The sequence below is a fragment of the Thermoleptolyngbya oregonensis NK1-22 genome, assembly GCF_032705245.1.
GTDB lineage: Bacteria > Cyanobacteriota > Cyanobacteriia > Elainellales > Elainellaceae > Thermoleptolyngbya > Thermoleptolyngbya sichuanensis.
This window is the reverse complement of record NZ_CP053540.1, coordinates 724,917-743,438: the sequence shown is the minus strand read 5'-3', so window position 1 is coordinate 743,438 and position 18,522 is coordinate 724,917. Positions and strand designations below refer to the sequence as shown.

15 protein-coding genes are annotated in these 18,522 nt (G+C 57.0%); 6 read left to right on the top strand and 9 right to left on the bottom strand.

All coding sequences use genetic code 11. The annotated features are described in order from the left end of the window. The first annotated feature begins 111 nt into the window (after positions 1-111). The 3 genes from HNI00_RS03195 (at position 112) to HNI00_RS03185 (ending at position 3,974) form a co-directional block, all read left to right on the top strand. Complete coding sequence (locus tag HNI00_RS03195; protein ID WP_316790626.1) at positions 112-1,194, top strand: DUF1517 domain-containing protein; 1,083 nt, start codon at positions 112-114, stop codon at positions 1,192-1,194. A gap of 529 nt (positions 1,195-1,723) precedes the next feature. Further along, positions 1,724-2,011 carry an RNA recognition motif domain-containing protein gene (locus tag HNI00_RS03190; protein ID WP_068508672.1) on the top strand — a complete coding sequence of 96 codons (288 nt, stop codon included), beginning with the start codon at positions 1,724-1,726 and terminating at the stop codon, positions 2,009-2,011. 454 nt (positions 2,012-2,465) lie between these two features. Continuing rightward, a complete protein-coding gene (locus HNI00_RS03185) occupies positions 2,466-3,974 on the top strand; it encodes a YcjF family protein (protein ID WP_316790624.1) in 1,509 nt (502 codons plus the stop codon). A 41-nt stretch (positions 3,975-4,015) separates the two neighbouring features. On the opposite strand, the gene HNI00_RS03180 is transcribed toward HNI00_RS03185, so the two are convergent. Further along, positions 4,016-5,872 carry an ABC transporter ATP-binding protein gene (locus tag HNI00_RS03180; protein WP_316790622.1) on the bottom strand — a complete coding sequence of 619 codons (1,857 nt, stop codon included), beginning with the start codon at positions 5,870-5,872 and terminating at the stop codon, positions 4,016-4,018. 694 nt (positions 5,873-6,566) lie between these two features. Between HNI00_RS03180 and HNI00_RS03175 the strand changes: the two genes are divergently transcribed. Beyond that, positions 6,567-7,805, top strand: a complete 1,239-nt coding sequence (locus tag HNI00_RS03175) for a septal ring lytic transglycosylase RlpA family protein (protein WP_316790620.1) — start codon at positions 6,567-6,569, stop codon at positions 7,803-7,805. A gap of 382 nt (positions 7,806-8,187) precedes the next feature. Here HNI00_RS03175 and nth read toward each other — a convergent pair whose 3' ends face one another. The 4 genes from nth to gcvT all read right to left on the bottom strand — a co-directional run bounded on the left by nth (position 8,188) and on the right by gcvT (position 11,854). Further along, positions 8,188-8,907: an endonuclease III gene (gene nth, locus HNI00_RS03170; protein ID WP_316790618.1), complete on the bottom strand. Its 720-nt coding sequence runs from the start codon at positions 8,905-8,907 to the stop codon at positions 8,188-8,190. Positions 8,908-8,992: 85 nt separating this feature from the next. Further along, positions 8,993-10,084 (bottom strand): RIP metalloprotease RseP, encoded by a 1,092-nt coding sequence (rseP, locus tag HNI00_RS03165; protein WP_316790616.1) that lies wholly within the window; start codon positions 10,082-10,084, stop codon positions 8,993-8,995. 137 nt (positions 10,085-10,221) lie between these two features. After that, positions 10,222-10,617: a glycine cleavage system protein GcvH gene (gene gcvH, locus HNI00_RS03160; RefSeq protein WP_068508687.1), complete on the bottom strand. Its 396-nt coding sequence runs from the start codon at positions 10,615-10,617 to the stop codon at positions 10,222-10,224. 148 nt (positions 10,618-10,765) lie between these two features. Then, entirely contained in the window at positions 10,766-11,854 is a 1,089-nt protein-coding gene (gene gcvT / locus HNI00_RS03155; RefSeq protein ID WP_316790614.1) for a glycine cleavage system aminomethyltransferase GcvT, read from the bottom strand. A gap of 233 nt (positions 11,855-12,087) precedes the next feature. Between gcvT and gloA the strand changes: the two genes are divergently transcribed. After that, on the top strand, positions 12,088-12,513 hold the full coding sequence (gene gloA / locus HNI00_RS03150) for a lactoylglutathione lyase (RefSeq protein ID WP_297079227.1): 426 nt from the start codon (positions 12,088-12,090) through the stop codon (positions 12,511-12,513). Positions 12,514-12,587: 74 nt separating this feature from the next. Here gloA and HNI00_RS03145 read toward each other — a convergent pair whose 3' ends face one another. Together HNI00_RS03145 and HNI00_RS03140 are read right to left on the bottom strand one after the other, a co-directional pair. Beyond that, positions 12,588-13,034 carry a cupin domain-containing protein gene (locus HNI00_RS03145; RefSeq protein ID WP_172353287.1) on the bottom strand — a complete coding sequence of 149 codons (447 nt, stop codon included), beginning with the start codon at positions 13,032-13,034 and terminating at the stop codon, positions 12,588-12,590. A gap of 222 nt (positions 13,035-13,256) precedes the next feature. Beyond that, the gene (locus HNI00_RS03140; RefSeq protein ID WP_420156289.1) at positions 13,257-14,843 is read right to left on the bottom strand and encodes a glucose-6-phosphate isomerase; all 1,587 of its coding nucleotides are present in this window, start codon (positions 14,841-14,843) and stop codon (positions 13,257-13,259) included. 369 nt (positions 14,844-15,212) lie between these two features. Here HNI00_RS03140 and HNI00_RS03135 point away from each other — a divergent pair, with 369 nt between their 5' ends. Continuing rightward, the gene (locus tag HNI00_RS03135; RefSeq protein ID WP_316790610.1) at positions 15,213-16,223 is read left to right on the top strand and encodes a pentapeptide repeat-containing protein; all 1,011 of its coding nucleotides are present in this window, start codon (positions 15,213-15,215) and stop codon (positions 16,221-16,223) included. Between the two features lie 46 nt (positions 16,224-16,269). Here the strand turns inward: HNI00_RS03135 and HNI00_RS03130 are convergent, their stop codons facing one another. Further along, positions 16,270-17,649 carry a hypothetical protein gene (locus HNI00_RS03130; protein WP_316790609.1) on the bottom strand — a complete coding sequence of 460 codons (1,380 nt, stop codon included), beginning with the start codon at positions 17,647-17,649 and terminating at the stop codon, positions 16,270-16,272. A 144-nt stretch (positions 17,650-17,793) separates the two neighbouring features. After that, positions 17,794-18,219 (bottom strand): type II toxin-antitoxin system VapC family toxin, encoded by a 426-nt coding sequence (locus HNI00_RS03125; RefSeq protein WP_316790608.1) that lies wholly within the window; start codon positions 18,217-18,219, stop codon positions 17,794-17,796. Positions 18,220-18,522 lie beyond the last annotated feature (303 nt).

Genomic DNA, 18,522 nt, shown 5'->3' with positions numbered 1-18,522 from the left:
GTAGTTCAGTCCGGGGGCACACCAGCCAGAATAGAGGGCGTGCTATTCTAGCCATGCTCCAGTTCCAATGCCCCAGAGCCTCGAAATTGCTCGATTTCCCGGAGATTTGCCATGCAGCAGCATCGTCCTCTGCGTGCCCTGTTATTGACCATTGCCCTGCTTTTGGTCGTTAGTGTCGCCTTTCTCTACAGCGTTAGCCGTCCCCATCCGCGCTATGCCCACAGTCAGATACTCCACCCGCCTGCGCTGAGTCAGGTGGAATCGAGCGGGTCGGCGCTGACCGCAGAGGCACTCATGGAAGGAGCGGTGGCAGGTGGACGGGCCCGGGGTGGCGGATTTGGGTCGTCGCCTGCCCCTTCTGCGCCTCGCCCCATGCCGCGATCGCCCTCCAGCGGCGGCTACTATCCCACGCCCATTCCGGGGCCCGTGTTTGTGCCGATTCCCGACTATGGCTATCGCCCATCGCCAACGGTGGTCGTGCCTGTGGGCGGCGGCGGGTTTGACCTGGGCTTTGTGTTTATTCTGGCGATCGTCGGATTTGCGCTGCTGCCTGTGGTGCTGAACTATGTGCGGGCAGGATCGAGCGGCAGCAGCACGGCCGCCCCAGCCGGGTCAGCCCGTGAGCTATACAACGACATCGTAACGGTGTCCCAAATTCAAATCGGGCTGCTGGCGGGGGCACGGGACTTGCAGCGAGACCTAAATGCGCTGGCGCAACAGGCCAACTGGGGCAATCAGGAGAGCTTGTCAGAACTGCTGCGAGAAACGGTGCTGGCGCTGCTGCGATCGCCCGAATATTGGACGCACGTTCGCGCCACCTCTCAAACCGTCCAGAGCCGAGAAGCGGGGTCGCGCCTGTTTGAGCAACTGTCGCTGGCTGAGCGGAGTAAACTGAGCGCCGAAACGCTGGTGAACATTGGCGGGCGCGTGCGCCAGCAGTCCACGTCCCAGCCGCTTGATAGCGATCCCGCTGCCTATATCGTGGTGACGCTGCTGGTGGGCACCGCAGACGATCGCCCCTTGTTTGGCGAAATCCGCTCGACCGAAGCCCTAGCGGCTGCGCTACGCCGCCTGGGCAGCCTGCCGCCCAGTTACCTGCTGATCTATGAGTTGCTATGGGCCCCGCAGGACGAGTCTTCTAGTCTCAGCCGCGATGAACTTCTGGCTAGCTATCCCGATCTGATACAGATTTAGGCGGGAGATAAGGCGGTAACAAGACAGTGGCAGAAACGGCGATCGCCCACCCGAACGCCTAGCCAGGTTAGCCGAGCGGAAAAACTGGGAAACGGGGTTGAAGCTGGGTTCTAAGATTACATCACTCGACAAAGAATCAGCCCTGATTTGTCAAGCAATTTCCAAAGTTTGACGGTTTCTAATGTTACCTAGAATACAAAATGCGATCGCCCAATTTGGCAAGGAAAAACTTTCTGTAACATCTTCATAAGCCCTACTGATAGAGGACTGTAGCCAATGCAAGGCAAGCCCGACCCAACTCCTAGAGTCTGATAAAAACAAAGTGGCATTGTACTCATAGCACCCATTAGGAATTTTTGGCAAAAGATATATACGTTTTGCTGACATGCTACTGCCATTTACTAATAGATCAGCTATGATGACAGCGAAGTAGCGTTCGATTAATGGAAGACTAAGGCGTGTCAGCATTGGCTGTTGCGGGTTTATCCATCGAACGAGCCCCCCCGCGTTATTAGGTTTGGAGAGGATTGTGACTATTTACGTTGGAAACCTGTCTTTTCAGGCTACCGAAGAAGATTTGCGTGAAGTGTTTGCTGAGTATGGGAAGGTGAGTCGCGTTAGCTTGCCGACCGACCGCGAAACTGGCAGAAAAAGAGGTTTTGCTTTTGTAGAAATGGAAGACGAGGAGCAGGAAGACAAGGCGATCGCCGATCTAGACGGTGCTGAGTGGCTCGGTCGTGAGATTCGAGTCAACAAGGCCAAGCCCCGCGAAGGCGGCGGTGGCGGTGGCGGACGACCCCGCAACGGTGGAATGTAGGTTCTTCTAGTTCTTAATTCTCTCTATACCTATAGATGGGTTTTCAACTTCAGGTCTTCTGGAGTTTTTTCATAGGTGTAGTCTGTTTCCGTCAGCCTGTAGCTCTGAGTCTTTGGCTTTGAGTCTGTGAAGGATTTAGGCACTGGTTTGCTGCACTGGCTTCAGACACTTTTGCCAAGAGGCTATTCCCCGTCCGGGGAAGTCTCTGTCGGCAACTTGAATTCGAGCTTGGTTTCATGAGTGTTTCATAGGTATAGCTTGCTGCGTGGTATCGGCCATGCAGCAATTTTTTTGCCGGGCTTAACCCACGCCTTGGCGTTGCTCGTTTGCCATTTGCCATTTCCTCGCTGCACCCCCCCGGAGGCTAGAATCAAGACACCCTGAAGGGTCTACCGGGCGCAATTTTCGCCACTTCGCTCAATTCTCCGCTGCTGTCTTTCTTGCACTGGCTGCCATGACGCGATCGCGCTTGTTGCTCATCATTCTTGCCCTCTTGATAGGGTTGGGGTTTGCGCTGTGGCTGGTCACGTCGCTGACGCAGCTTTATACCCAGCTTGCGGCAGCGTCGGCGACGTTGGCAAATCTGGTGGTGGGGAGCGTGGTAGTGCTGCTGGTGGGGCTGCTGGTAGCGTTGGGCTATTACGCTTACCTATTCTTGCGGCCGGCAAAAACGGGGCGATCGCACGTCAAAGTGCCCCTCGACCGCACCGAAGCTGCCGAAGTAAACCTGCAAGCCGTGCAGCAACAAGTCGAGCAGATTCAGGATGAGGTGACTCGTCAAGCGCTAATCGACCGCTCTCGCGAAATCGCGCAAAATATGGCGCGGGGCGAATTTCGGGTAGTGGTCTTTGGGACAGGATCTGCGGGTAAAACGTCGCTGGTCAACGCGATTTTGGGGCTGGGTGTGGGGGATGTCGGGGCAGCAATGGGCACTACAACCCAGGAAAAGACGGCTCGATTTTTGCTGCGGGGGGTCGATCGAGAAATTTGGATCACCGACACCCCAGGCATTTTGGAAGCCGGCATCGCGGGCACGGCGCGTGAACAGCAGGCGCGACAACTGGCAGCCAGCGCCGACCTGCTGCTGTTTGTCATCGACGGCGACCTGCGCCGATCGGAATATGACCCGCTGCGATCGCTCTCCAGCATTGGCAAGCGGTCGATCTTGGTGTTGAACAAAGCAGATTTGTACAGCGATGCAGATTTGCAGGCGATTTTGCAGCAGTTGCGCGATCGCCTCCAGTCGATGCTGTCGCCTGCCGATATCGTAGCGGTGGCCGCTAGCCCGCAGCCGTTTACCCTGCCCAACGGCGAACGAGTGCAGCCCCAGCCTGATATTTTGCCGCTGCTGCGCCGTCTGTCGGCCGTGCTGCGCGAAGAGGGCGAAGACCTGATTGCCGACAATATCCTGCTGCAATCTCAGCAGTTGGGCGACGAAGCCCGCCAGATTCTCGACCAGCAGCGGCTGCGCCAGGCAGAAAAAGTGGTGGAACGCTTCCAGTGGATTAGCGCAGGAGTAGTGTCGATCACGCCGTTGCCAATGGTGGACTTGCTGGCCGCCGCCGCTGTCAACGCGCAAATGGTGGTGGAACTAGGTCGGGTCTATGGCTGTGAGATGAATCTTGACCAGGGCAAAGAACTGGCGCGATCGCTCGCCAAAACGCTCATCAGCCTGGGCGTGGTGCGGGGGGCAGTGGAAATTTTTTCGCTGGCGCTGCAAACCAACGCCGGAACCTTTGTCATTGGCCGCGCCATCCAGGGAGCGACCGCCGCCTACCTGACTCGCATCGCAGGCAAAAGCTTTATCGAATACTTTCGCCGCAACCAGACCTGGGGCGACGGCGGCATCAGCGAAGTCGTGCAGGAACAGTTTCAGCTTAACCGCCGCGACGAGTTTATGAAGGGCTTCGTCAAAGAGGCGATCGCCCGCGTGGTAGAGCCGCTGCAAAGCAAGGAGGGCTAGATCCCTGCAAGGCAGTCAACCCCTACCGATCAAGCGAACCCTCACTCCCCTACTCCTGCGTAGCTCGATGCTTGCAGCCGAAACATCTGGGCATACTTCCCGCCCATCTCCATCAGTTCTGCATGGCTGCCTAGTTCCGCAATTTGCCCATGTTCTAGCACCACAATGCGGTCGGCCATGCGGACGGTGGAAAAGCGGTGGCTAACCAGGAAGGTCATTTTGTCCTGCGTCAGCTGGCGGAAGCGCTGGAAAAGATCATATTCGGCGATCGCATCTAGCGCCGCCGTCGGCTCATCCAGGATTAGGACTTGAGCAGGAGTCATGAATGCTCTAGCCAGTCCTAGTTTTTGCCATTGCCCGCCCGAAAGCTCCGCGCTATCGGAAAAGGTTTTACCCAAAATCGTTTCATAGCCCCGGTCGAGGGCAGCAATCACGCCCGTCGCACCTGCATTTTGGGCGGCTCGTTCGATCTGGGTCAGGTCATCGCGGTGGCGCAAGTCGCCAAAGCCGATATTGTCTTGCACGCTCAGGTGATAGCGCGAAAAGTCTTGAAACACCACACCCACATTCCGCCGCAGATCTTCCAGGTCGAAGGCGGTCAGCGGAATGCCGTCAATCGTGATTTCCCCCGATTCCACATCATAAAAGCGGGTCAGCAGCTTTAGCAGCGTTGTCTTGCCAGCGCCGTTCATGCCCACCAGCGCAATACTCTCCCCTGGCTTCACAGTCAGATTAATGCGGTGCAGCGTGGGTTCACTCGCGCCGGGATAGCGAAAGCTCACGTCCCTTAATTCCAGCCCCCGACGCATTGGATTGGGAAACGCAATCGGGTCGGATGGACTCACAACCTGGGGCTGCAAGTTCAGAAATTCAAAATACTGGGACACGTACAGATTGAATTCATAAATCAATGCGATTTGGAACAAAATGCCCTGGATCAGGCCCTGCGCCTGCTGAAACGCACCCGAGTACATGGTCAGATCGCCCAGAGAAATCGCACCCTGAACCGTCCGCACAATGACCCAGGCGTAGGCAGCGTAAAAGCCCGAATTGGCAATCAGCCCCACGCCAAAGCGGAGCCACGCATTTCGCGCCAGCACTTCGGCCATTTCTCGGTTGAACTGGAGACGAATACTTTGCCACTGGCGCAGCAGGTAATCGCCCAAGTTAAACAGGCGCACCTCTTTGACAAATTCCTGCGTGGTCAACACCTGCTGCAAATATTCCGCCAAACGGCCGCTCTCGGTCTGGCGACGCTTCAGCCAAAAGCGCACCCCCGAAAAGCGAATGCCGACCCAGAGCGCAGGCATAGAAGTCAGCAGCAGCAGCAACAGCAACAGCGGATTAAATGCCACCAGCAGCGATAGCAAACCCGCAAAGGTGATGGACTGACCCGCCAGATCAATCAGCGTTTCAAACACGCGCACGGGGTAGGCGCTGCCGCTTTGCTGGGCACGGTTGAGCGTGTCGTAAAACTCTGGCAGTTCGTAGTGGGCCAGATCGAGCCGAATTGCCTGTTTTAGCAAGATTTGGTTGGCATACAGCGTGAAGCGGTCATTCAAAACCTGGGTGGTGTAGGTTTCAGCTTGATTAAGACCAACTTGCGCCAGCGTAATGCCCAGCCCCAGCCCGACCAAGCGACCTAAAACTGTCCAATCGACTCCGGGCTGCGATAGCTCCAAGACCACCTGATCGACGATGAGCTTGCTGATGTAAAGCTGGGCGACGGGGATGAGGGCGTTGCTTAGCGTGATCCCCAGTTGCAGCAGCAGTAGCCGGGGTGCCGCTTGCCAAACCAACTGAACCAGGCGGGGCGTATTTGCCAGGACGGCCCAAAAGCGATCGCGCGGAGAAGGTTTTTCGGGGTTGCGGGAGAGGAACTTGGTACGTTTTGGCATAACACCCATTAATGTGATACCATACTATGATAGCTTTAGTCTTTTGATATCGAATAAAGTGGCATTAGGGACAGCTAGAGGACAACGGACTGAACGCAAAAATCCTCTCTTCCCCTTCACTGCGCTTCGCATTACCCCATAGATTGCCTTAGAGACACTGCAAGTTTGGATTGCTCGGTTCAACGGAACAAGGCTGAGGTTGAAAGGACGAAACTGCAAGGCTGAAATTGACGGGAGAAAAGTCTAAGAAAAACAAAAATTATATAAAGTTTCCGTGAAGTAAGTTTGCGGAAGAAAAACCTCAAATACGCTTGGGACGAAGGATTTACCCGACAAATCCGTATGAAGCTTGTGTAAAGTTTTCTACGCATGTTGGGGAACCCTGATCCCCAGGCAAAATTTCCTATGCTAGGCTAAGTCAGTTCCGCAGCCATAAGTTGAACACGAAATGAGTACGAGTTGGGCGGTCAGCCGTTAGGCGACTCAAAGATTTTCTGCCTGGTGCAGTTTTTTGAGGTGTTTTGCGGATGATCTGCTCCGATTGAACCCGATACGACGCTGGCTCACTACTGGTCAATGCGTCTGTGTTTAGTGTGCTTGGCGTGATGGACGGCCGTCAGAGTATTTTTGCGGCGATCGCCATCCCAAAGCTGGTTCAGGGTCTCGGCTCACCATGTCCTTCACTATGGAGTGTATGTCTCAGAAACTTTGGAGCGGCCTCACGACTGCCGCCTTCCTGTTCACTGCTCTAGCACCTGTCTCGGCTGCCTTTGCAGACGCACAGACAGATCTCGCTAGCGAGGGTGACGAGGTTTCCCAGGAAAAGGTTCCCTCCCTGGATGCCTCAGCCGAGCTAGGTTCCCCTGCGCCACTATCTGCACCCGTGGGTAGCGCCTCGGAAACAGATACAGTCCGGCCCGGAGCTATTTCGGAAACCCCGTCCACTCGTCGGATTGCTGCCGCCCTCGGCGAAGTCCGCAAGGTGGGCGAGTATCAAGACCAGGAAGAAACAGATACCGCTGAAGACTTGACGGTCACCATCATTCCGCATGAGGTGAACAACCGCTCATCAGCCACGCTCCGTATTCAGAGCATTCCTGTCTTCACGTTTTTGGGTGCCGTCACCCAGCCCGATCCATCATCGGTTTCTACAGCAAGCGCGTTAGACAGCGCGGCTGAAGGTAGGGCGACTGGCGAATCGGAAACGGTCAAGCGCCCAACCCCACCCGAAGCAGATGCGTCTGCGGTGGTGCCTGGGCAGCCCGATTCTGGCTCAAGTGCAACGGCGGACGCGTCGGCCGACCCGATGCAGCGAGCTGGGGCGATCGCCGCTCGATTGCGCCAGCTCTACCGAGATGGCACCAGCGCCGAAACGATTACCGTCCGCTGGGATGCCCAGCGCGAGCGCTACGTCATCCAGGTTGGCAGTGAAGAGCTAATCGAGATGAACGCCGACATCATCTTGCCGGACACTACGCGCAACCCAGCCGAAGACGCGCTGCAAGCCACCAATCGTCTTCGTCGCTTGTTGGGAAGCGCCCCACCGCTGCAAGATATCCAAGATCGTCCCCGTCCTGCGGTTCGTGTGTCGGTGTCTCCTGCAAACCGCACAGGCAGTACGCGAGTTGCATCAGGCATTGCATCCTGGTACGGCCCCGGATTCCACGGCAACCGCAGCGCCAGCGGCGAAGTGTTTAACCAAAACGCCATGACCGCTGCCCACCGCTATTTGCCCTTTGGAACCCAGGTGCGCGTGACCAACCTCAACACCGGACAATCGGTGGTGGTTCGCATTAACGATCGGGGCCCATTCTCACGGGGTCGAGTGATTGACCTATCGGCGGGGGCTGCCCGCGCCATCGGCATGATCGGCAGCGGCATCGCACCTGTCAGTCTGGAGGTTATCGGTCGCAGCCAAACGGCATCCCGCTAACACCAGAGGATGTAGCCCTGCTTTGCTAGCGTCTATATAAATAGGCGCAGTTTGGGAAGCCCCTTTTGGTACGCATGTTTGAAGCAACGGTTTGAAGCAACGGACTGTCGCTGAAGCGATATCTCGCGATCAGAACTGTCCCAGTGTCAGCAACACGGCTGTGGAACGCATCGGCTAGATGTTGCTGCCAAAACCAAACTTGCAGATCTCAGCCATGCTTGCGGGTAGAGTTCGACCCCCATTTATTTGACTCCCATTGATGAGTCTGATGAGTCTGCCCAAGCAAGCTGAATTTACCTGAATCTAATAAAGCTGGGAGCGATTCACCAATCAACTCCCAGCTTTTTGTTTGGCCTTGAGCAGGGGCCACAAAGCTATGAAATCAAGGTTCGAGGAGCGCAGGTTTCTGTATAGGTGCAGGCGTTGTCGCCAGCGCAGCGTTTGTCGGGTCGGCGGAGGGGCAGAGATCGACCAACTGGCAGCGATCGCACGCCGGGTTCCGCGCGTTGCACACCGCCCGCCCGTGATAAATCAGGCGAATCGACCAGTTTTCCCAGTCGGGCTGAGGCAACAGCTTCATCAGGTCGCGCTCAATTTGCACGGGTTCTGTATGCGTCGTCAGCCCAAGTCGCTGACTCAGCCGCTTGACGTGAGTATCCACCGTCACGCCCGCATTAATCCCAAAGGCATGAGCCAGCACCACGTTTCCAGTCTTGCGGGCCACACCCGGCAGCGTCAGCAGTTCCTCCATCGTCTGCGGCACCTGTCCCCCAAAATCAGTGACGATTTTGCGACAGGCTCCCTGGATATTTTTTGCCTTATTGCGATAGAACCCCGTAGAGCGCACCAGTTCCTCAAGCTCTGCCAGGTCTGCACTCGCCATTGAGGCTGCATCCGGGAAGCGGCGAAATAGCTCCGGTGTTACCTTATTCACCCGCTCATCCGTACACTGGGCCGACAGGATTGTGGCTACGAGCAACTGCACGGGCGTTTCATAATCTAGCGAGCAGGTCGCATTCGGATAAAGCCGCTTTAGCCGCTCCAAAATCTCCAGCGCCCGAATTTCCAGGGCCCGTTGCTTCTGTCCCACCCGTCTTGGCACGCAATCTCTTCCTTGTCTAAGGCCTGTCCAAAGCTTGTCTAAAGCTTGTCTAAAGCACGCTCCCGACGCAGGTCACTGAAGCAAACTACTGAAGCAAATTTCTGAAAAAGGACAGTTGGGTAGTGTCTCGCACAATCAGAAACACGCCCAGCCCCAGCAGCAGCATCAATCCCGTCTGCATGACGCTCTCCTGAAAGCGAGTGGGCAGCGGTTTCCCGCGCAGCGCCTCGATCAGCAGGAACGCCAACTGTCCGCCATCCAGCGCAGGCAGCGGCAGAATGTTAATAATTGCCAGATTGATGCTGATGATGGCCGTGAACGGGAACAGGTTGATCCAGTCGTTTGCCGCTAGGTTTGCGCCCTGCTCCACAATCTTGACCGGGCCAGCCACCTGCCCTGACACCGACGAGAAGTTCGTAATCAGCGAGACAAAGCCCCGAACTATCTTCAAGAACTCATTCTGAAACTCTCTGGCGGCAAGGCTGAACACCTCGAAGAGTCCATTTGGACGGCGAAACTCAACCTTGCCATTCGGGTTTAGCATTACGCCAATCTTGCCCACGCCTTCGGCATCTGGCTTTGGCGTAACGCTGAGATTGACCTGACCCGAATTGCGCTGAACGGTCAGATTAATGGGGCGATTTGGACTTGTAGTAATAGCCTCCATCAGCGCTTTCTGAGCGGCTTCGCCTTCGCCCAGGCTTTGCCCATTGACCGCCAGCACAATGTCGCCATCCTGCACACCTGCCAGCGCGGCCGGCGAATCGGTAGACATCACCTGCGAAATCAGCACGCCCGGTTCGTAGTTAAACGCCTGCGGCACGCCAACCACTGCCACTTGCGTAACGAATACCAGATAGGCAAACAGCAGATTCGCAATTACCCCGGCGCTGATCACGATCGCCCGATCGAGTACGCCGCGATTCCGCATCAGGTTGGGGTCGTTGGGCGGAATGTCGCTGTCGGGGTCGTCGTCTGGGAAACCCACGAAACCACCTAGCGGAATGGCGCGAATCGCATACTCCGTTTCGGGGCCCTGATACTTCCACAAGATCGGCCCAAAGCCCAGGGAAAACCGATTAACATGAATCCCCTGGAGCCGCGCCGCCAGGAAGTGCCCCAGCTCGTGAACAAAGATCAGGAGTGCAAGAACTGCGATCGCCGCCAAAACCGACATAAGCTAGCCTGAATTACTACTTTACGATGCGTGCTTACGACGCATATTTACAATGCGCGTTTACGCAATGCGCGTTTACGCAATGCGCGTTTACAACGCATATTTGTCCATTCTAAGGGGATTCCCGGATTGATGGGTTACCCCTCCTCTCCCTCCACCAGCGCCACATACTCTTCCATCGACAGCGCATCGTCTAACTCGGCTCCATCGCTGACCTCCACTTTGAGCAGCCAGGCCGTGCCGTAGGGGTCGTCGGCAAGCTGCTCTGGCGCGTCAAGCAGGGGGTCATTGCGCTCGATCACCTTGCCAGAGAGGGGCGCTTTTAGGTCTTCGACGGCCTTGACCGATTCCACAGTGCCAAAGGTTTCGCCCTTTTCCAGCGCATCGCCAACTTCGGGCAGTTCTAAAAACACGATGTCGCCAAGTTGATCAACCGCAAAGGCCGTGATGCCTATCGTGGCGGTGTCTCCATCCAGGCGGATGTACTCGTGAGAATCTGTGTATTTCAGATCTTCGGGATATTCCAGGCTCATAGGTTTGGGCGCGATGAAGCGTACAGGAAAAGATTACCGTAATTTTCGGCGTTGGTCGGTCTGATTTCCGACAGGGCTGGGGCTTGATTAGCGCTCACAAATCAGCGTTTTTACAAATCAGCGTTTTCAGAGTCTTTTCAGAGTTTTTTCAACGTTTATAGAAGGGTCGCTTGACGACGGTGGCCGGGTAGCTCTTGCCGCGAATTTCGACTTCCAGGATTTGCCCGATTTTGGCAAGGTCGGCGAGGACATAGGCCAGGGCGATGGGGTAGCCCAGCGTGGGCGAGAGCGTGCCGCTGGTAATTTTGCCGATGGGTTCGCCGCTGTGCAGCACGGGGTAGTCGTGGCGGGCGATGTTGCGACCCGTAAGCTGCAAGCCGATGAGCCTGCGAGAAACGCCGTCCTGCTTTTGCTGCACAAGGACATCCCGCCCGATGAACTCTGGCACTTTGTCGAGATGCACCAGCCAGCCGAGGCCGGCTTCGAGGGGCGTGGTGGTGTCGTCGATGTCCTGGCCGTAGAGCGCCATGGCCGCCTCTAGCCGCAGCGTATCGCGGGCCCCCAGTCCGCAGGGCACTGCGCCCGCATCGAGGAGCGATCGCCACAATTCGCGTCCTGTTTCTGGCTCCACCATCACCTCAAAGCCGTCTTCGCCCGTATAGCCCGTCCGCGCCATAAACCCTGGCTTTCCTAAAACATGGCCTTCGAGATGCCCGAATTTCGGCACATTAGATAAATCTTCTTCGACAAACTTTTGCAGCGTGACGACGGCATCGGGCCCCTGGACGGCCAGTAAAGCGCGATCGCCCGACCAATCCTCTAATTCCACCCCTGAAAGATGCGCCAATAGCCATGCCTTGTCTTTCTCAGTCGTCGCCGCGTTCACAATCAGGTCTGCCCGGTCTGGCCCTTGGGCATAGATAATGAAGTCGTCTACGATGCCGCCCTGCGGATTCAGCAGCACGGTGTATTGTGCCATGCCCGGTTGCAGCCCGCCCAGATCCGTGGGCACTAGCCGCTGAAGCTGGGTCAAGATTGCCTCGCCACGCAGCACAAACTTGCCCATGTGGGAGATGTCGAACACGCCGACGCTCTGCCGCACGGCCTGATGCTCCTGTGTGATGCCGCCAAACTGCACGGGCATCTCCCAGCCCGAAAACGGGGTCATGCGGGCTTTTTGGGCGATCGCCAAATCATACAGCGGCGTTCTACGGAGCGCGTCAGTCATAGAAGACATTACCGAAATGGGTCAAATATTAGCTGACTGTAGCCTGAGTATAGAAGGCGGGGCAAGGTGGGACGAGTAGGACGAGTGGGGCAAGTGAGACGAGTGGGACGAGTGGGACAAATCAGAGAATCAGAGAATCAGAGAATCAGCGCTAGACCCCGTTCTCCCAACGCCGCGTCACGCCAAAACCCTGCCCTAGAATAGGAGGGAACACAGCAACGGAGACACGAGAGGCGAACGCTATGAGAATGCTGCATACGATGCTGCGCGTGGGCAACCTGGAAAAGTCGCTGGCGTTTTATTGCAATGTGCTGGGAATGAAGCTGCTGCGCCAGAAAGATTATCCCGGTGGCGAGTTTACGCTGGCGTTTGTGGGCTACGGCGACGAGGCAGATCACACCGTGCTGGAGTTGACCTACAACTGGGGCACGGACAAGTATGACCTGGGCAATGGCTATGGCCACATTGCGCTGGGCGTGGAAGATATTTACGAGACGTGCGATCGCATTCGAGAACTCGGCGGCAAGGTGACGCGAGAGCCTGGCCCCATGAAGCACGGTTCGACGGTAATCGCCTTTGTGGAAGATCCCGACGGCTATAAGGTGGAGCTGATTCAACTGGGCACCCAGGGATCAGCGCAAAAGCAGGAAACGGCCGCAACGGCATAGCGAAAAAGGGGGCAGGAAGCCGCGTGCATTTCTTGCTCAGCCAACCTCCTACCCCCTTGCAGCAGCCTGAATCCCTAGCTTGCGATCCCAATGGGATATTCCAACTCCGCTAGCGCGGCGCGAGCCTTCACAAAATCAAACGGCATCGGCGGTTTCATCGGACGATAGTCTTTGGGGTGGGCATCGCCATGCCGCAGCACCGCGTTCACCAAAAAGCACGGCTCGGAACCCAGATGGATTGCAGCGTGGGGAATGCCGGGGGGAATTGTGACCACTGTGGGGTGGCGATCGCTCAGGGGAATATATTGATACTCGCGGTTTTGTAGCACCACCAGCACAAAACTGCCGCGCACTACCAGAAGCTGGTCGGTCTGGAAGTGGTGGACGAATAAATCATCAATCATGCCCGCCGGAATACTGACCAGCATCGTTTCATTGCTGGACTGGGGGGTATAAAACTCAGCCATGCCGCCCTTGATCGAGGTCAACGGGCGAATTTCAACGCGACCTTTCAGACCCATATCAGCACCTCATCTGTGAGCGTACAGTTTTAGCCTATACGTCCACTATAAAAAGATTGTTACTGAAATGGCAAAACTGGCACGTTTCGTGATAAGAAAGTCTCTTCTTTTTTACAAGGCGTGATCATGCAGAGGCAGGGGCAGAGCGCCAAACTCCCCACCCCTGCCAAACGGGTTGACCTGTCGCACCGATCGCGCCGGAGACTCAGGCCGCAAACCCGACTAGCGGCCAGAAACCGTCAGACTGCTGGGCTTACCCAGATCTCCAGCCAGCGTAATGCCGCGACCATTGGCGCTGAGATGGCGGACGATGAGATAAACCGTCTCTACCTGGTCAGATGCGCCGATCTTGTCCGCCAGTTCTGCCAGCGAGAGGGGTTGCCCGGTGGCCTTGAGGGTAGCGACGATCTGCCGCTGCAACTCTAGCACCGAGGCCGCTGCCTTTTTGCCTGCTTCTACACCGGGCTGGTGGTAGGCGTTGATATTCACCAGCGAGGCATAGAGGCTAACGGCCCGCTCGTATAGCGCGATCAGTGCGCCGACGATACGCGGCGTGACTTGGGGAACCGTCACTGTGATCGAGTCGCGCTGGTTTTCGTAGAGCGCCTGACGAGTGCCTTGCAGCAGCCCCGACAGAAAATCGCCGCTGGTGGCTCCGGGTTCCACCTCGATCGAGTCGCCCTGGCGATCGCCCAGCACCTCAATAAACGTGACAAAGAAATTGGGCACGCCCTCCCGAAGCTGCTGCACGTAGGCGTGTTGGTCAGTAGATCCCTTGTTGCCGTAGACCGCAATGCCCTGATAGACCTTATTGCCGTCGAGATCGGTTTCTTTGCCTAGCGACTCCATCACCAGCTGCTGCAAATAGCGCGAAAACAGCAGCAGGCTGTCTTTGTAGGGCAGCATCACCATGTCTTTTTCGCCCCTGCCGTTGCCCGCGTAATACCAGCACAGCGCTAGGAGGGCGGCGGGATTGTTGCGAAGATCGGGGACGCGGGTGGCTTCGTCCATTTCCTTTGCGCCGTCCAGCATGGCCTGGATATCAATACCTTGCAGCGCCGCAGGCAGCAAGCCCACGCTGGAGAGTTCGGAGGTGCGACCGCCCACCCAGTCTTGCATGGGAAAAGTGGCCAGCCAGCCCTCAGACTTGGCAATGCCATCCATCTTGCTACCGGGCATGGTGACAGCGACGGCATGTTGCCCAAAGTTTAGCCCGTGCTTTTCGTAAAACTGCTTGACTTCCAACATGCCGTTGCGGGTTTCGGGCGTGCCGCCGGATTTGCTGGTGACTAGAACCAGCGTGCTATTCAGCCGGTCTTTGAGCCGATTTAGCACGCGATCCATGCCTGCGGGGTCGGTGTTGTCAATGAAGTGAATTTTGAGCGGCGCGGGTTCTGGGCCGAGCGCTTCGGCGACAAACTGCGGGCCGAGGGCAGATCCACCGATGCCGATTGATAACAGGTCGGTAAATTTCGTGGCCTGGGGCGGGCGAATTTCGCCTGCATGAATCTTGGCAACAAATGCTTTGATGCTGGCCAGGGTATCCACGATTTCGGCTTTGATCTCTGGACTGGGCGAGAGGTCGGGGTTTCGCAGCCAGTAGTGGCCGACCATGCGGTTTTCGTCGGGGTTGGCGATCGCCCCTGCTTCCAGCGCCGCCACGTCCTTAAACGCTTTCTCAAACTTGGGTTTCATGCGCTCCACAAAGTCATCGGCAAAGCGCATCCGGCTAATATCGAGATACAGACCCAGCCCTTCATGAAAGTAAAGCCAGTCTTGATAGCGTTGCCAGAGTGCAGTGGCATCCATCATTGTTTTTACCCTTTGCATTCATCACCCCACAGTTTAGCGGCCCGGTTTGCAAGACAGATGAAGCTTTGGACACGTCAATTATTTAGATTTCCCGTAGCTCGGATGAGTTTTTGCGGGGTCTTGCTTAGAGTTGCTGTAGAGGCGCGGGATAGGGACGACGGGCGATCGCCCCCGATCAACTGATCCCAATAAACGGCTCAACCCAACTCCTGGCAATCGGGGCGGCGATTTTGGGCGCAGCGCAGACCACTCCCCATTCAGCCGCCGCCATCGGCGATCAATCGGCGATCAACCGGCGATCAATCTATGATGCAGAGAGGATTTCCGCCATCCTCGCGCCCCTGGGGAAATGATATGGTGTTCTAGATGAAAGACCTCGAACACTACTACCGAGTCCTGGATTTGGAGCCTGGTGCGTCCCTCGAAGAGGTGAACCAGGCTTACAAGGACTTGGTGTTTGTGTGGCATCCCGATCGAATTCCGACTGATAACGAGCGACTGCATCAGAAGGCGCAGGAAAAGATTAAGGAAATTAACCAGGCGCGCGATCGCCTCCGCACCTTTTTAAAATCCGACGCTGGATCGGGCGCTGCCGCCAGCCCATCGGCTCAATCCACCAGCAGCACTCGCCCAGAGCCATCTCGCCCGTCCTATTCCCGCGCCCGCTATCGCCCGCCCGCCCGCCCCGGATACGCCCAAGGCTCCACTTATAAAGGCGCATCCGACCCCAGTTCTTCCTATCGCGGCGCAGGCTATCCCGGCAGCGCATACTCCAGCTATCCCGGTGCTGGGTCGTCTGGCTCCAGTTATTCCGAATCCACCTATTCTCACTCCACAGCCAAGGGAACGGCTGGCCCATCAGGCCACCACTCCACGCGGCCGCCCAGCGGGAATGGCAACAGCGCCCATGCCTCCGGCAATAGCCACACCAGCCACACGCATCCAGGCAATTCCCACAGCAGCCACACCAGCCCGCCGCCGGAACCGCCGCCCCGTCCCCCCCGTCGCCAAGACCCCGACCTCAGCGGCAGTGACCTGAGCGGGCGCGACCTGCGCGAAAAAGACCTGAGCGGACGCAACCTAAGCAACGCCAACCTCAGCGATGCCAACCTCAGCGATGCCTTTTTGCACCGCGTTAACCTGAACCATGCCAACCTAGAGCGGGCTAACCTGTTTCGCGCCAATTTGCTAGAAGCCGATCTCAGTCACGCCAACCTGCAAGATGCCAACCTGATTGGCGCAGACCTCAGCGGGGCAGACCTGCGCGGGGCAAACCTGCGCGGGGCCCGCATGGGCGTGAAGGATCGGATCATGGTGAAGATGACGGGGGCATACCTCAGCGGGGCAATCATGCCGGATGGAGAGGTTCATGCATGACGGGGGGCTAGGCTCGGAGAACATCGCGCCCTCACTCTCCCTCTACTCACTCTCTCTCTACCAGCACCAAATAGCCCACCAAGTCTGAGGGAGACGCTGCGCCACTCGCCTGGGTCAGGGCTTGCAAAATAGCAGGCATATCGGCCTGTTGCAGGTTGCCGGATTCGTCGTATTGCTCCAAGGCAGAGAGGCAGCCAATCGCAGGACTCCAGCCATAGCTGTGGGGAAAGCGGGCGCTGTTGGCAAAAAAGGCGGGGTCTTCGCCGGAACCGTGGATGCGAAAGAGTCCCCGACCGATGCGCCCGGCCCAATAGCTTTGGTAAATCGGGAAATAATTGCGCCAAGACGGGGGCAGCAGGGCGCGATATTGGGCGATCGCCCCCACGGTTCCCGGCTGTCCTGGCAAAAACTCCCGCACGCCGGTCTCATGGGGCACGTACAGATTCACGCGGGGAAACTGCCCGTAGGCGCGGAAGGTGTCGGCGCTGGGCGATCGCACGCCTTCAATCCGATAAATGCCCTGGGGTGTGTCGCCCCGTGTTAGGTTCCAGCGTAGCCCGTGGAGCGATCGCCGCAGCAGCGGCACTGACCATCGCGTCCCGTCTGCCCGTTGCACAAACGCCCCTGTCCGGTCTTTGACCGTCAGTTGACACAGGGCCGTGCGATCGCGCGGACACAAGACATAGGCGTGCATCTGGTTGGGCGCAATTTGCCAGTCCAGCAAATCTTGCAGCGGCGGCAGGGCCGGCGGCGCATCCAGTGCTGCCACGTCGCGCAGGGTCGTTTCCAAAAGCGGCTCCTGCTGCCAGGTGGGGAAGCGCTGCCGGACGCGATCGCCCCACTGCCGACGATCTGCCGGATGGTCTGTAGCCTGCGCCAGAGCCGAGAGGGCGATCGCCACCCAGCGGGGGTTCTCGCTGCGCTCTAGGACTTGCTGAAGCTGTGCTGCAATTTGCGGAGACGAGGTTTCGCTGAGCAAGCGCTGCGTCCCCACCTGAAGCGCCATTTCCACCACCGACCGCTGCGCCGACGAAAACCCCTGCTCATCGGGCGAATCGGCAAACTCCAGCAGCCGCGCGATGGCCGCATCGATCGATTCGTCGGCCGGTTCCACGATTGCCGTCGCCCACAGCAGCCCGCGCCAGTGGCCGACCGTCTCCTCCGTCAGGGGATATCGCGCTAGGTCGTAGTGTTCTGGACGAATTTTGTCCTGCTGTGCTTGGCGAAATGCCTGACGTGCGGCGGCGGTGGTCTGCGGCTGGTGGGTTCCGGCAAGGGCAGCCGTAGCTATGCCGACACTGAGCAGCACCCCCACAGCCAGCACTTGCCCAGCCCAAAACGCCCAAGCAACAGGCTGAATGGCTGTCTGGGGCGGGTAGGGCGATCGCCCATGCGTTAAACGGTTCGCTAAACTGCTGGAATTCACTGAGAAGAAAACTATCGAAATAACGGCTCAAAGCAGCAGCGGTAAGTGACCCTGAACTCAGTACCAGTCGCGCTCTCTCAACTACCCCATCTGTGTCATACAGAATTACATGCAGCGCCGAGTTACGCAGCGCCGACTGACCATTCAGTCCCCTGACTCATGACCGCTGACGGTATCCAGCGCTTCGGGCAAGACTACGGGAATCTTTGCATTCACAAATCCAGAGACATCACGAGTCACAATTACATCTATGTTATGCACAACTGCACAGGCATACTGCACTGCGTCCTCAAAATCTTCAAAACTCAGTGCAAGAGAGCGTTCCAGTACTTCTTGATCAACGGCGCAAATGTTGAGATCTGACAAAACTTGGGCGATCGCATCTTGAGCCACCACTCTCCCTGCTGCTCTGCGGACGATGTAGTAAATGTTGGTAATTGTCGTTGTCGCAATAAATCCCTCAAGTTCTCCAGCATCTATACGCTCAAATAATCTTGCTGCATTGTCCACAAATGGTTCTCGCTCTTGCAGGAAGTCAAGAATCACATTCGTGTCAACCAAAACTCGCATTACTGATATTTCACTGATATTTCTCGGTCAAATAGGCTATGTAATCCTTTTCAGGAGCGACTTCCGGCGCTACCACCGAGCTTTTAGCAATTCCTCTGAGCCGAGCCAAGTTTCCCCGCTTCACCTTTGGCTGAACTTCCTGCTTTAGAGACTCCAAAAGAGTAAGCACTAACTGCCAGCGATCGCTAGCTGGTAATCCTAGCGCCTGCCTTTGTAGTTCCTGCAATGTCATTTGTCCAGAAATCCGAGTCTACTTCTTCCCAAGTGTAGCTTCCTCGCTCAAAGTGAATTCGAGCAATGCAG